Raw genomic sequence first — 12,763 nt, 5'->3', positions numbered from 1 at the left:
TAAACATTAATGTGTTGTTGGGAACCAAATTTCCCAACGCCAAACCTCTAATCTTCTAGATCAGCTTCATTAAAATCATCGATTTCCTCCTCTTCACTCGCAGTCGGAAAGGGTACAGAACCGATTTCTAATTTTTCCCGCACCAGTTTTTCAATTTCTATAGCGATTTCGGGATGTTCTTCTAAATATTTCACGGCATTATCTCGACCTTGAGAAATATTATCACCTTTGTAGTTATACCAAGAGCCTTTACGAACGACTACGCCTGTTTGTTCCGCCAAATCTAAGGTACAACCCATTTGAGAAATGCCTGAACCAAAAATGATGTCAAACTCAGCAATACGGAAAGGTGGCGCGACTTTATTTTTAGCGACTTTTACCTTGGCTTGAATTCCATATTCTCCCTCACTTCCTTTTTTAAGGGTTTGCGCCCGACGAATATCTAAACGCACTGAGGCATAGAATTTTAGAGCATTACCGCCGGTGGTTACTTCTGGGTTGCCGTAAGTGACACCGATTTTTTGTCGTAGCTGGTTGAGGAAAATCACTACACATCCAGACTTACCGATATTTCCAGCAATTTTTCTTAAGGCTTTACTCATTAATCGGGCTTGTAACCCAACCTGATTATCACCCATTTCGCCTTCAATTTCGGCTCTAGGAACTAAGGCGGCTACCGAGTCAATCACGACGATATCGACGGCCGCAGAACGCACTAATTGATCGACAATTTCTAGCCCAGCTTCTCCTGTATCGGGTTGGGCAACGAGTAGATTATCGATATCTACGCCTAATGCAGCAGAATAGGTGGGATCTAATGCGTGTTCTGCATCTACAAACGCCGCTACACCGCCCGCTTTTTGAACTTCGGCGATCGCATGAAGGGCTAATGTTGTTTTACCCGAACTTTCTGGCCCATATATTTCGATAACTCGTCCTTTGGGTAATCCACCGCCTAACGCTAAATCTAAAGTTAGCGCACCAGTGGGAATGGTTTCCACCCGCATTCGCGTCGCATCTCCGAGACGCATGATCGAGCCTTTGCCAAAACTACGCTCAATCTGATTTAATACCAAGTTTAAAGCTTTGTCTTTATCGGGATTATTGGTGGTAATTGCTGCCATTTAATGTCTCACCCAGTCTTTAGGAAGTTGCTAATAAAATAGTACAAGAGTATTTAACTTATTGTAGCTTTTTTTTTGTCTTGCTAGGGACTAAATATCTCGATCGGTCAATTGTTTTTCTATTATACAAACCGATTTAACTCTGGTGATACATTAAGGTTTGTAACAAACTTGGCGGTAATTCTGTGCCAGCCGACAATCAGTATTTTCACGTACAAAAAACATTATATAATAATTAAGATAAAATATCAACAAAACCTTTATAAAATATAAAGTAAATCCCATGACAGTTAGCCTACCACTTCAAACGATTGGTTTAACACGAGGTCATCTAAAAAGTGTTCATCACATCGCTTTTAATGTAAAAAATATGGATGCTTCCCGTCATTTCTATGGTCAAATCTTGGGGCTTCATGAACTGACAGGCGATGAAATTCCATCCACTTTAAAAGAGTTAGTGCAACAGGGAAAAGTGGCTAATTTTGTCACTCCTGATGGCATGGTAATTGATTTATTTTGGGAACCAGATTTATCACCGCCTGATCCTAATCCACAACAACAGTTTACACGAGCGAATCATTTAGCATTTGATATCGATCCTAGTTTATTTGAGCAAGCAGTAAAAGTTTTAAAAGAGCAAAAAGTGAGGATTGATCATGGCCCAGTTACTCGCCCCACAGGACGAGGGATTTATTTTTATGATCCAGATGGCTTTTTACTCGAAATTCGTTGCGATCCTACAGAACAATAATTTTAAACCTTACACCGCTAAGAATTTTTGAATCACTTCTTGGCTCAATTCATGTGTAGGGCCAGAAGCAACAATACCGCCTTTTTGCATAGCATAATATTTATCAGCTTGACGAACAAAATGTAAATGTTGTTCAACTAATAAAACTGAAATTCCTGTTGTTTCTACAATGTGTCTGACGGCTGCTTCTATTTCTAAAATAATTGAGGGTTGAATTCCTTCGGTCGGTTCATCTAATAAGAGTAGTTTCGGTCTTCCCATTAAAGCACGAGCGATCGCTAATTGTTGTTGTTGACCACCGCTTAAGTCCCCTCCCATACGAGATAACATTTTTTTTAGAACGGGAAATAAATTAAAAATTTCTTCAGGTATTTCTAATTTTTTGCGTTTGTCAACGACGGCTTCTAAACCTAATAAAAGGTTTTCTTTTACCGTCAATCTTGGAATAACTTCTCTACCTTGTGGTACATAGCCAATACCCATTCTGGCTCTTTGATCGGGTGTTTTTTGGCTAATCACTTGACCATTATAATCAACACTACCAGTCCGGGATTTAAGGAGACCAATAATCGTTTTTAATAATGTTGTTTTGCCGACTCCATTACGTCCAATTAGACAAACCATTTGACTTTCTTCGATGCTTAAATCAACATTGCGTAGAATGTGGCTTTCACCGTAATAGACATTAATATCAGAAAGTTGTAACATCATAATTTTTGTTGATTTAATTTTTCTTTAACTTCAATTTCAATTTCTTGGACTTTGCCAAATGGTAAATCTAATAAATTTACCATTTCCCGATAAGCGACTCTTTCATCTTGATTGAGATTCGGTTCATTGGGATGGCGAGAACTGATTGAAATTATTTCATAGCTTAATCTTAAAACCAATTCTTTCTCTTTTTCGGTTAATTCATCAATAAAACTCTCGACCGAAACATCTTGATAAAGATAAATTTTTAATTCTTCTTTAAGTTTGTTTTGTTCTTCTACATCATGAGCAAAAACTTGACTCAAACGAGATAACATTAAATCTATTTCGGCTGGTTCTAATGTTCCATCGGCTAAAGCCATTGCGCCAATAATTCTGAGTATTTTTAGTTGATGAGAAGAAATAGAGGGTTGTTGTCCTAAATAAACTTCGATCACTTTTGGATCATTTTGGATCTGATCCATCGTGCCTTCACATAATACCGAACCTTGATGTAAAACGGTCACTTTTCGGGCGATTTGTCGCACAAATTCCATATCGTGTTCAATGACGATAATGGCATGACTTTCGGCTAAAGCAAGCAATAAATTACCGACATTTTCGGTTTCTTCATCGGTTAAACCCGCAACGGGTTCATCGACTAATAATAAATCGGGAGATTGGGCGACTAGCATTCCAATTTCTAAACGTTGCTTTTCGCCGTGAGATAATAAAGCGGCGGGTAAATCTGCTCTGGATACTAATCCAATTGTTTCTAATAAACTGCCAACTTTGCGATATTCTGATGATTCAGGACGACGAAAAAGTGTTGATAGCACATTTTTGTCTTTATTGCAAGCTAAATCTAAATTTTCTTTGACGGTTAGATTGAGATAAACTCTGGGGGTTTGGAATTTGCGACCAATACCCAATCTTGCGATCGCATATTCAGGAATATCTCTTAAATTGCGACCCTTAAACAAAACTCGTCCTTCAGTGGGCTGAACTTTACCGGTAATAGTGTCTAAAAAGGTTGTTTTTCCTGCACCATTTGGCCCAATAATTACCCGTAATTCACCATAATCTAAATTAAAGTTAAGGTGATTAATCGCTTTAAAACCACCAAAACTAACCGTTACATCTTCAATTTCTAAAATTTTTCCCGTCATGATTCTAACTCTTCGCGTTCTTTTTGGACATCTGGATCTTCTTCTAAACTGGGATAGGTCGATAGTTTACGACGACCTTTTAAGAATGTTTGTAAGTCTTTAATTCCTCCTAAAATGCCGTTGGGAAGAATAGTTACTACGGATAAAAATAATGCACCTTGGAAAAATAACCAAATTTCTGGAAGTTGCTCACTTAATGTGGTTTGTGCCAGACGTACCAAAAGAGTTCCAAGAATTGCACCGACAAGGGTTGCACGTCCTCCGACAGCCACCCAAATGACCATTTCAATTGAGAATGCAACATCCATCGCATTCGGGGTAATAATGCCCGTTTGCACCGTATACAATGCCCCCGCAATTCCAGCGATCGCACCCGAAATCGCAAAAACCAAAACCTTAAACCAAGTTGGGTTATAACCCGTAAATCTTACCCTGACTTCATCATCTCGTATGGCGACCAACAAACGACCTAAACGACCACTGGTTAACCATCGACATAATAAATAAACTAAAACCAATGAGATAACGGTAGTGATATAAAAACCCCTTTGTACAGGTGGCGAACTCGCTAAAGCCCCAAAAATGGTTTGTGTATCGGTTTTCAGTCCATTGGTTCCGTTAATTATTTTTTGCTGTCCATTGAAGAAGTTAAAAAAGACTAATAATGCGGCTTGGGTTAGGATAGAAAAATAAACGCCACGAATGCGATTTCTAAAAATCAGATATCCGAGTAATGCCGCGACTATTGCAGGTACGATCATGATGGCTAAAATCGTTACTGGAAGAGAATAAAACGGCTTCCACAATAACGGCAATTCATTCACGCCATACAAGGAGAAAAATTCGGGTAATTGTCCTTGAGGGAGTTGTAGGTTAAGATACATCGCTAACCCGTAACCACCAAGGGCAAAAAAGATGCCATGTCCTAAGCTGAGTAGTCCAGTGTATCCCCAAATTAAATCAATTCCTAATGCAACAATGGCTAAGGATAAAAAACGTCCTAATAACCGTAGGCGAAAAGCTGGCAAAATTAAAGGTAATAACAGTCCAAAAATCAAAGCAACGCCTATAATACTAGCTGCTTCGATCATGAACTTTCGTTTTGAACGTTGGGCGGCATCATGTCGAGTTATAGTTTCAACAGCCACTTTTTGAGATTCTGTGGTTTTCATATTTCTGCCGTCCGTCCTTTAGGTGCAAAAATTCCAGCCGGTTTAACTTGTAGAAAGGCGATAATAAAGGCAAAAACGAGTACTTTGGCCATACTGGTTGTTGCAAAGAAGTTAAATAAATCTGTTAGCGGTTGTAAGGCGGTTACTGAACTTAAAAGTAGGGCGAATGTCCCTGATCCAATTAAATAATTAATCGTGCCAATGGCTAAAGCTGCTAAAATCGTTCCTAATAAGTTGCCGACACCGCCCACAACAACGACCATGAATGTATCGATAATGTAGTTTTGTCCAGTATTGGGACCGACTGAACCGAGTAAACTAATAGCACATCCGGCAATTCCAGCAAGTCCCGAACCGAGTGCAAAGGTTAAAGCATCGACTGTCGCGGTGGGAATGCCTAAACAGGAACTCATCTGACGATTTTGGGTTACTGAACGAATGCGTAAACCCCAGTGAGAACGGTTTAAAAACCAGTAGGTGGCGAGTACACAAAGTACCGTCAGAACGATAATAAATAAGCGAGTATAGGGAATTTGGAAACTGCCAATGGGAAAACCACCGCGCAACCATGCAGGGGCGGTAACATCGACGTTTCTCGCACTAAACCAAGGTCTCGCTAAAACGGGATTTTTACTTAAAAGATTGCCGAGTACTGTAGAAATCGCTAAAGATAGTAAAAGGATGGCTGCGATCGCCCAATTTTTAATTCTCTCCCAATCCACACGACGGCGCAACACCCACAAACCACCAAAAAAGAGTACACTAAAAACAATCAGACTAATTGCAAGCAACGTGTTAACACTACGGACAAACTGTTGCAAAATCAGACTAACGCCCCAAGTGGCTAGTAAGGTTTCTAGTGGACGACCATAGAGAAATCTGATGACCCCTCGTTCTAGGAGTAACCCGACTATCCCCGCGACAAGGAAAGCCATCGGCAAAGCAAACAAAATATAGACATCAAACCAAGGACTACCCAAAGGTTTAAATATATTTTGCACAACATAAGTTGTATAAGCCCCTAGCATCATTAATTCCCCATGCGCGAGATTAATCACACCCATGAGTCCAAAGACCACAGCTAGTCCTAATGCTGCAATGAGCAACACAGAACCGATACTGATCCCATTAAATAAGCCTTCAAATAGAGGTAACATGTTGCGAGTTTTATCAAAATTAGGGTACAGACTACTATAAATGAGTGAAAAATGATGTATTTTTTGTCACAAATAGGGGCTATGGGCGTGGAAACCATGCCCCTACAGTTTGGACAAAGATAGATTTTTGTAGGGGTAGGTATCCAAACCCGATCTTCTATGACTTTTAAGCCTTGAATTTACCGCCTTTAGCTGGATCAGTCCAGTCACAAGAGTAACCTTTGGTATCGGGTACAAACTGGTTCCAAGGTTGGGGATCAACAGGCCCTGGAGTTGACCAAACGATATTAAATAATCCATCATCTCTAACTTGGCCGATGCGGACTGTTTTAGAAATATGATGGTTAGGGAACATTTTGACTGGGCCTTCTGGTGCGTCAAATTCCTGGCCAACCGCAGCAAGGCGAATTTTATCTAAATCATCGGCGGTTCCTGCTTTTTCGACGGCTTGTTTCCACAGATAGACCATGATGTAGGCGGCTTCCATTGGGTCATTAACCACTCTATCAGCCCCATATTTTGCTTTAAAGGCTTCGACAAACTTTGCATTTGCTGGAGTTTCAACGGTTTGGAAATAGTTCCAGACAGCATAGTGATCTTTAAGATATTCTATTCCAATTTGTTTGACTTCTTCTTCGGCAATACTGACAGACATTGTGGGATATTTATCTGGGGTCAATCCTGCCGCTTGAATTTGTTTAAAGAAAGCGACGTTACTATCTCCGTTCAAGCTATTAAAAATAATACCGCCATTGGGTAAAGCTTGTTTGATTTTGGTGATAATGGGAGTTACTTCGGTATTTCCTAGAGGTAAATAGTCTTCACCGACTGTTTTAGCCCCTTTTGCTTTTAATTGCTCTTTGATAATGGTATTTGCGGTTCTGGGGAAAACGTAGTCAGAACCCACGAGGAAAAATTCTTTACCTTTATTTTGGATTAACCAATCCACTGCGGGTTCAATTTGTTGGTTAGGGGCGGCACCTGTATAGAATATATTTTTAGAACATTCTTGCCCTTCGTATTGTACGGGATACCACAACATATGGTTTTTGGACTCGAAAACGGGTAAAACCGCTTTGCGAGAAGCCGATGTCCAACAGCCAAAGACTGTAGCCACTTGATCTTGATCAATTAATTTTGTGGCTTTTTCGGCAAATGTTGGCCAATCTGATGCCCCATCTTCTTTGATAAATTCGATTTGTTTGCCTAAAACGCCGCCCGCTTTGTTGATTTCATCGATCGCTAATAATTCGGCATCGACAACACTCGTTTCGCTAATCGCCATTGTACCGCTTAGTGAGTGTAAAATCCCTACTTTAACTGTATCTCCACTGGCGGCAGGACTTGCCCCCGTCGTCGGTGAAGTCGTCGGCGAAGTCGTCGTCGTTGGGGTTTTATCTCCGCCACAGGCTTTGAGTAGTAAGCTTGTTCCTAAAGTAGCAGAACCGTAAACAATAAATTTTCTTCTTCCTAATCGATTAGACATCTTATTTTGTTGATTAACCTCGCTTTAAAAGCACTAACACAATAAATTTGATAAATTTGTGAGGAGAATATTTAGTCCAGACACATTTACACTCACCTGAATTTTACAGGCTAGGTTGTATGGACTGTGTGAGATAGTATAGCGAGAAATGTCGATAAATTGTATTTATGTATACAAATTTCTTAATGATTAAACTTTATTTTTTTCAATCTGAGAAATGTATATTTTTATGTATAACTTAATGTTTTTTTGTCAATTAATGATATAGAAACGTAACTTTTCCCAAAAAATTAAACAGCCAACAAAGAAAATATCGCAACACTACTATAGCTTAAAAAATTGGTGTAGTTTAATAATCTAAAAACAAGCTTTTCAAATGGTCTGAGCATCGTTTAAGATAGACATACATCAGTACTAAAGTATTGGAGAAAGGTTTATGAGTCTAAACATTATTCACTTAGTCGGACGTGTCGGAACAGACCCAGAGGTTAAACATTTTGTCACAGGTAGTATGAAATGTAATATCAATCTTGCTGTCAAACGACAAACCAGCCAAAATGATGACCCCGATTGGTTTAATCTAGAACTATGGGGAAAAACAGCCGAGATAGCCGCAAATTATGTCCGCAAAGGCAGTTTAATTGGCGTTAAAGGCTCATTAAAGATTGAAACATGGACAGATAAACAATCAGGTGCAAATCGCTCTAAACCGATTATTAAAGTCGATAAGCTAGATTTATTAGGCTCAAAACGCGATAACGATGGGGGTCAAACTCCGAGTTACAATGATGAAATTTAGGCGACAAGTTTTGTTTCCGATTTTTCTATGAAATATGCTCTGGTTCATGAGTGGTTAACCCCAAAAGCCACAGGGGGTTCAGAATTAGTCGTTAAAGATATTTTGGGGCATATTAATGCGGATCTTTATGCTTTGATTGATTTTGAATCCACTAACCCCCAGAGCTATCTTTATGGTCGCCAAATTGGGACAACTTTTTTACAGAATTTTCCCAAGGCGAGAAATGGCGTACAAAAATATTTACCCTTATTACCCTTAGCGATCGAACAGTTAGACTTAAGAGATTACGATATTATTCTCTCTTCTTCTCATGCGGTAGCCAAAGGGGTAATCACTCGACCTCATCAACTACATATTTGCTATTGTCATACACCGATGCGCTATGCGTGGGATCTCACCTTCGATTATCTCCAAGATAGTCGGGCGGGTCAGGGTGTTCTAGGCATTTTAACTCGTTATTTACTCCATCGCTTGCGTCAGTGGGATGTCATTTCATCAAACCAAGTTGATTATTTTATCGCCAACTCTCAACATACAGCGCGTCGTATTTGGCGATGTTATCGACGCTCCTCAAAAGTTATTTATCCTCCAGTGGATATTGATCGTTTTTCCTTTCAAACCCAAAAAGAAGATTTTTATTTAACCGTATCTCGTCTCGTCAGTTATAAGAAAATTCCGCTAATTGTTGAAGCCTTTAATCAACTTGGACTACCCTTAGTTTTAATCGGTGATGGGCCACAATTAGAATTAGTGCGTCAAATGGCTAAATCAAACATCACCATATTAGGAGGCCAACCCAACTCAGTCGTTGAACAATATATGTCGCGCTCAAAAGCCTTTGTTTATGCGGCTTGTGAAGATTTTGGGATTGCACCAGTCGAAGCGCAAGCATGCGGAACACCGGTCATTGCATTAGGTACTGGAGGTGCATTAGAAACAGTTAAAGATATCCGTAAATTTACGAAAAATGGAACAGGGATACTATTTGAGCAACAAACCGTTGAAAGTTTAGTGAAAGCCGTTGAAACTTTCTGCGAGATTGGACATCAGATTAAACCAGACAATTGTCGATTGCAGGCAACGAGATTTACGCCTAAAATTTTTATATCGTCATATTTGGCGTTTTTGGATGACTGTAGATTGTCTTCAGTCGGCAAAAGTTCCCCTAATAAAATTTCATTTTTGTGACTAGATTTTCCATATTTTTGGTCTTCTGGTTTTATGATGGGGACAGTGTGGTGTGATGTGATGTGAAGGAGTACAATGACTGCTAACAGCCCGTTGATCTCTGTCAGAGCCTTACGTGCTTTGATGAGGAAGGGAAGACAACCCTGGGGAGTATCTAGAGGTGATCAGAATGTTTGGTCAAAAACCCTTGATGGTAATTTTGCTAAACGTTTTTTTGACATTATCTTTTCCCTGTCGGTATTGCTTTTCTTGTCGCCGCTTTATTTAATATTGGCATTGCTGATCACTGTAAGTTCTCCTGGGCCGATTTTCTATGTTCAGGAAAGAGTCGGAAAAAATTTCAAGCGTTTTGGCTGTATTAAGTTCCGAACGATGGTGCAAAATGCTGATGAAGTATTGGAAAACTTGATGGCGAGTTCTCCGCAATTGCGAGCCGAATTTGAAAGCACTTTTAAACTAAAAAACGATCCTAGAATTACTTGGATTGGTAACTTTCTTCGTTTAACCAGTTTAGATGAATTTCCCCAGTTCTGGAATGTCTTAATTGGTGATATGAGTGTCGTTGGGCCGCGTCCTTTGGTTCCTGAAGAATTACATAAATATGGTCATCGGATCGATAAGATTTTAACGATTCGTCCAGGTTTGACGGGTTTATGGCAGGTTTCAGGACGCAATGATATTCCTTATCCTTTACGAGTTCAAATGGATGTTTATTACGTTAATACTCGTAATTGGTTATTGGATATTTGGGTCATTTTTAAAACCATTGGGGTTGTGATTTTTCCCCGCAATAATGGGGCTTACTAAAAACAGCAGATGGCAGACATAAGGGAAATTCAAAGAGCAGAAATTATTTAGAAAAACCTGCTCTGATTTCCTGTTTGTTATGAAACGAAAGGAAAAAATAATAGACTTCATCTTTGATTTAAGAGAAAATTCTGATTCAACATCTTGTAATCATGGCTTAAAGTATGATATAAGCTTCACGATCAGTGAAAGTTCTAATTTTTTTACCGATCGCTGTGACGGGCTAAATTATATACAGTCGAAAAATATAGGTTTTTCATCATGAGCCAAACCAAGCGAGCATTAATTACAGGTATTACGGGTCAAGACGGGTCTTATATTAGCGAATTATTAATCGAAAAAGGTTACGAGGTTCATGGAGTGATACGCCGTACCTCTACATTTAATACCGATCGCATCGATCATTTGTACATAGACCCCCATAATACAGAAGCCAAGTTATTTTTACATTATGGAGATTTAACCGACGGAACAACCCTACGACGCATCCTAGAAGACGTTAAACCCGTCGAAATTTATAATTTAGGCGCACAATCTCATGTCCGGGTTAGCTTTGATTCTCCCGAATATACCGTCGATGCGGTTGGTATGGGTGTATTACGTTTATTAGAAGCGATTCGGGACTATCAACAACGCACAGGAATTGAAGTTCGTTTTTATCAAGCGGGTTCGTCTGAGATGTTTGGCAAAGTTCAAGACGTTCCCCAAAAAGAATCAACACCTTTTTATCCTCGTAGCCCCTACGCTTGTGCAAAAGTTTATGGACATTGGCAAACGGTTAACTATCGTGAATCCTATGATCTTTTTGCATGTAATGGTATTCTGTTTAATCATGAATCACCTCGTCGCGGCGAAACCTTCGTAACTCGCAAAATAACAAGGGCGATCGCTCGAATTGTCGCAGGTCAACAGAAAAAACTCTACATGGGCAATCTCGATTCAAAAAGAGATTGGGGTTATGCTAAAGATTATGTTCGTGCTATGTGGCTGATGTTACAAGAAGATGCACCCGATGATTATGTTGTTGCTACAGGGGAAACCTATTCAGTCAGAGAATTCCTTGATATTTCTTTTGGCTATGTCAATTTGAATTGGCAAGATTATGTAGAATTTGATCAACGTTATATCCGTCCTGCTGAAGTCGATTTACTGATTGGTGATCCCACCAAAGCAAAAGAAAAATTAGGATGGGAACCTTCTGTTACTTTTGAAGAACTCGTTCACTTGATGGTTGATGCTGATCTTGCCGCAGTTGGAATAAAACCCGCTAATGGCAAACTTAGTGACCAACTACTCAAAGATACGGCTTATATTCGTAGTCGAATGAGTCTCGCTCTAGATTAAATTTACAGCTAAACCAGTCAAAAGCTTTTATGCTGATCAAACCATGCTCAATTTAAGTGAAAAAAAAATTGTTGTCACCGGAGGGGCGGGATTTTTAGGCCGTCAAGTGGTTGATCAACTGCTCAAAGCGGGTGCTAATTCGGATAAAATTACGATTCCTCGCTCTCATGAGTATGATTTGCGGGTTTTAGAAAATTGCCAAAAACTCGCCGATCAGCAAGATATTATCATCCATCTTGCAGCACATGTGGGCGGAATCGGACTGAATCGAGAAAAACCCGCCGAACTTTTTTACGATAACCTAATGATGGGAACACAATTGATTCATTCCGCCTATCTTTCAGGTGTCGAAAAGTTTGTCTGTGTTGGGACGATTTGTGCTTATCCTAAATTTACGCCCGTTCCCTTTAAAGAAGACGATCTCTGGGACGGTTATCCCGAAGAAACTAACGCACCTTACGGTATTGCAAAAAAAGCTCTACTCGTTCAACTACAATCCTATCGTCAGCAATATGGATTTGATGGGATTTATCTTTTACCAGTCAATTTGTATGGGCCCCAAGACAATTTTAATCCTCGTAGTTCTCATGTCATTCCCGCTTTAATTCGCAAAGTCTACGAAGCTCAAGAAAAAGGTGAAAAATCTCTGGCAGTTTGGGGCGATGGTAGCCCAACTCGTGAGTTTCTGTATTCGACGGATGCAGCTAGAGGAATTGTGATGGCTACTCAGTTCTATAATGAGTCTGAACCCGTGAATTTGGGAACAAACTACGAAATTTCCATCAAAGATTTAGTTGAACTCATTTGCGAATTGATGGAGTTTGAGGGCGAGATTATTTGGGAAACCGATCAACCTAATGGACAACCCCGTCGCTGTTTGGATACTACCCGTGCTCAAGAAAAGTTTGGTTTTGTCGCTCTTATGAGTTTTAGAGATGGCTTAAAAAATACGATCGATTGGTATCGCCAAAATCCCCAATAATCCATATTATTCTAAAATAGAGACGGTCATAACAAGGGGCAGGACGATCGTCTCTACAGTTTATCTGTAAGGTTTTGATCTTTCTACCTTCTTT

General features: G+C 39.7%; 11 protein-coding genes and 1 pseudogene. 6 read left to right on the top strand and 6 right to left on the bottom strand.

Annotation, left to right across the window (positions count from 1 at the left end; all coding sequences use genetic code 11):
• Positions 1-47: 47 nt before the first annotated feature.
• Complete coding sequence (gene recA, locus C7H19_RS02210; RefSeq protein ID WP_106455258.1) at positions 48-1,124, bottom strand: recombinase RecA; 1,077 nt, start codon at positions 1,122-1,124, stop codon at positions 48-50.
• A gap of 283 nt (positions 1,125-1,407) precedes the next feature.
• Between recA and C7H19_RS02205 the strand changes: the two genes are divergently transcribed.
• Positions 1,408-1,875 (top strand): VOC family protein, encoded by a 468-nt coding sequence (locus C7H19_RS02205; protein ID WP_106455257.1) that lies wholly within the window; start codon positions 1,408-1,410, stop codon positions 1,873-1,875.
• A gap of 9 nt (positions 1,876-1,884) precedes the next feature.
• Here C7H19_RS02205 and urtE read toward each other — a convergent pair whose 3' ends face one another.
• The 5 genes and pseudogenes from urtE to urtA all read right to left on the bottom strand — a co-directional run bounded on the left by urtE (position 1,885) and on the right by urtA (position 7,549).
• On the bottom strand, positions 1,885-2,583 hold the full coding sequence (gene urtE, locus C7H19_RS02200) for an urea ABC transporter ATP-binding subunit UrtE (RefSeq protein ID WP_106455256.1): 699 nt from the start codon (positions 2,581-2,583) through the stop codon (positions 1,885-1,887).
• 419 nt (positions 2,584-3,002) lie between these two features.
• Positions 3,003-3,734 (bottom strand): annotated as a pseudogene (gene urtD, locus C7H19_RS27080) (urea ABC transporter ATP-binding protein UrtD); the annotation flags it as partial.
• On the bottom strand, positions 3,731-4,882 hold the full coding sequence (gene urtC, locus C7H19_RS02190) for an urea ABC transporter permease subunit UrtC (protein ID WP_106455473.1): 1,152 nt from the start codon (positions 4,880-4,882) through the stop codon (positions 3,731-3,733). The gene urtC and the pseudogene urtD, both read right to left, overlap by 4 nt.
• A gap of 20 nt (positions 4,883-4,902) precedes the next feature.
• Positions 4,903-6,063, bottom strand: a complete 1,161-nt coding sequence (locus C7H19_RS02185; protein WP_106455254.1) for an ABC transporter permease — start codon at positions 6,061-6,063, stop codon at positions 4,903-4,905.
• 166 nt (positions 6,064-6,229) lie between these two features.
• The gene (gene urtA / locus C7H19_RS02180; RefSeq protein ID WP_106455253.1) at positions 6,230-7,549 is read right to left on the bottom strand and encodes an urea ABC transporter substrate-binding protein; all 1,320 of its coding nucleotides are present in this window, start codon (positions 7,547-7,549) and stop codon (positions 6,230-6,232) included.
• A gap of 436 nt (positions 7,550-7,985) precedes the next feature.
• Between urtA and C7H19_RS02175 the strand changes: the two genes are divergently transcribed.
• From C7H19_RS02175 to C7H19_RS02155, 5 genes are all read left to right on the top strand, one after another.
• Positions 7,986-8,348 (top strand): single-stranded DNA-binding protein, encoded by a 363-nt coding sequence (locus C7H19_RS02175; protein ID WP_106455252.1) that lies wholly within the window; start codon positions 7,986-7,988, stop codon positions 8,346-8,348.
• Positions 8,349-8,375: 27 nt separating this feature from the next.
• Positions 8,376-9,536, top strand: coding sequence for a glycosyltransferase (locus C7H19_RS02170; protein WP_106455251.1), 1,161 nt, complete (start codon positions 8,376-8,378; stop codon positions 9,534-9,536).
• Between the two features lie 75 nt (positions 9,537-9,611).
• Complete coding sequence (locus tag C7H19_RS02165) at positions 9,612-10,343, top strand: undecaprenyl-phosphate galactose phosphotransferase family protein (RefSeq protein ID WP_106455250.1); 732 nt, start codon at positions 9,612-9,614, stop codon at positions 10,341-10,343.
• Positions 10,344-10,604: 261 nt separating this feature from the next.
• Positions 10,605-11,687, top strand: coding sequence for a GDP-mannose 4,6-dehydratase (gene gmd / locus C7H19_RS02160; RefSeq protein ID WP_106455249.1), 1,083 nt, complete (start codon positions 10,605-10,607; stop codon positions 11,685-11,687).
• A gap of 43 nt (positions 11,688-11,730) precedes the next feature.
• Positions 11,731-12,669 carry a GDP-L-fucose synthase family protein gene (locus C7H19_RS02155; protein WP_106455248.1) on the top strand — a complete coding sequence of 313 codons (939 nt, stop codon included), beginning with the start codon at positions 11,731-11,733 and terminating at the stop codon, positions 12,667-12,669.
• Positions 12,670-12,763 lie beyond the last annotated feature (94 nt).

It is taken from the genome of Aphanothece hegewaldii CCALA 016, assembly GCF_003007785.1.
Taxonomy (GTDB): Bacteria; Cyanobacteriota; Cyanobacteriia; order Cyanobacteriales; family Microcystaceae; genus Chroococcus; species Chroococcus hegewaldii.
Note: the sequence above shows the minus strand (reverse complement) of the source record. Positions and strands in the feature narration are given on the sequence as shown.

Bases quoted from the DNA above. Each gene is read 5' to 3' on its own strand.
- recA (WP_106455258.1), bottom strand. From the start codon at position 1,124: ATGGCAGCAATTACCACCAATAATCCCGATAAAGACAAAGCTTTAAAC.
- C7H19_RS02205 (WP_106455257.1), top strand. From the start codon at position 1,408: ATGACAGTTAGCCTACCACTTCAAACGATTGGTTTAACACGAGGTCAT.
- urtE (WP_106455256.1), bottom strand. From the start codon at position 2,583: ATGTTACAACTTTCTGATATTAATGTCTATTACGGTGAAAGCCACATT.
- C7H19_RS02185 (WP_106455254.1), bottom strand. From the start codon at position 6,063: ATGTTACCTCTATTTGAAGGCTTATTTAATGGGATCAGTATCGGTTCT.
- urtA (WP_106455253.1), bottom strand. From the start codon at position 7,549: ATGTCTAATCGATTAGGAAGAAGAAAATTTATTGTTTACGGTTCTGCT.
- C7H19_RS02175 (WP_106455252.1), top strand. From the start codon at position 7,986: ATGAGTCTAAACATTATTCACTTAGTCGGACGTGTCGGAACAGACCCA.
- C7H19_RS02170 (WP_106455251.1), top strand. From the start codon at position 8,376: ATGAAATATGCTCTGGTTCATGAGTGGTTAACCCCAAAAGCCACAGGG.
- C7H19_RS02165 (WP_106455250.1), top strand. From the start codon at position 9,612: ATGACTGCTAACAGCCCGTTGATCTCTGTCAGAGCCTTACGTGCTTTG.
- gmd (WP_106455249.1), top strand. From the start codon at position 10,605: ATGAGCCAAACCAAGCGAGCATTAATTACAGGTATTACGGGTCAAGAC.
- C7H19_RS02155 (WP_106455248.1), top strand. From the start codon at position 11,731: ATGCTCAATTTAAGTGAAAAAAAAATTGTTGTCACCGGAGGGGCGGGA.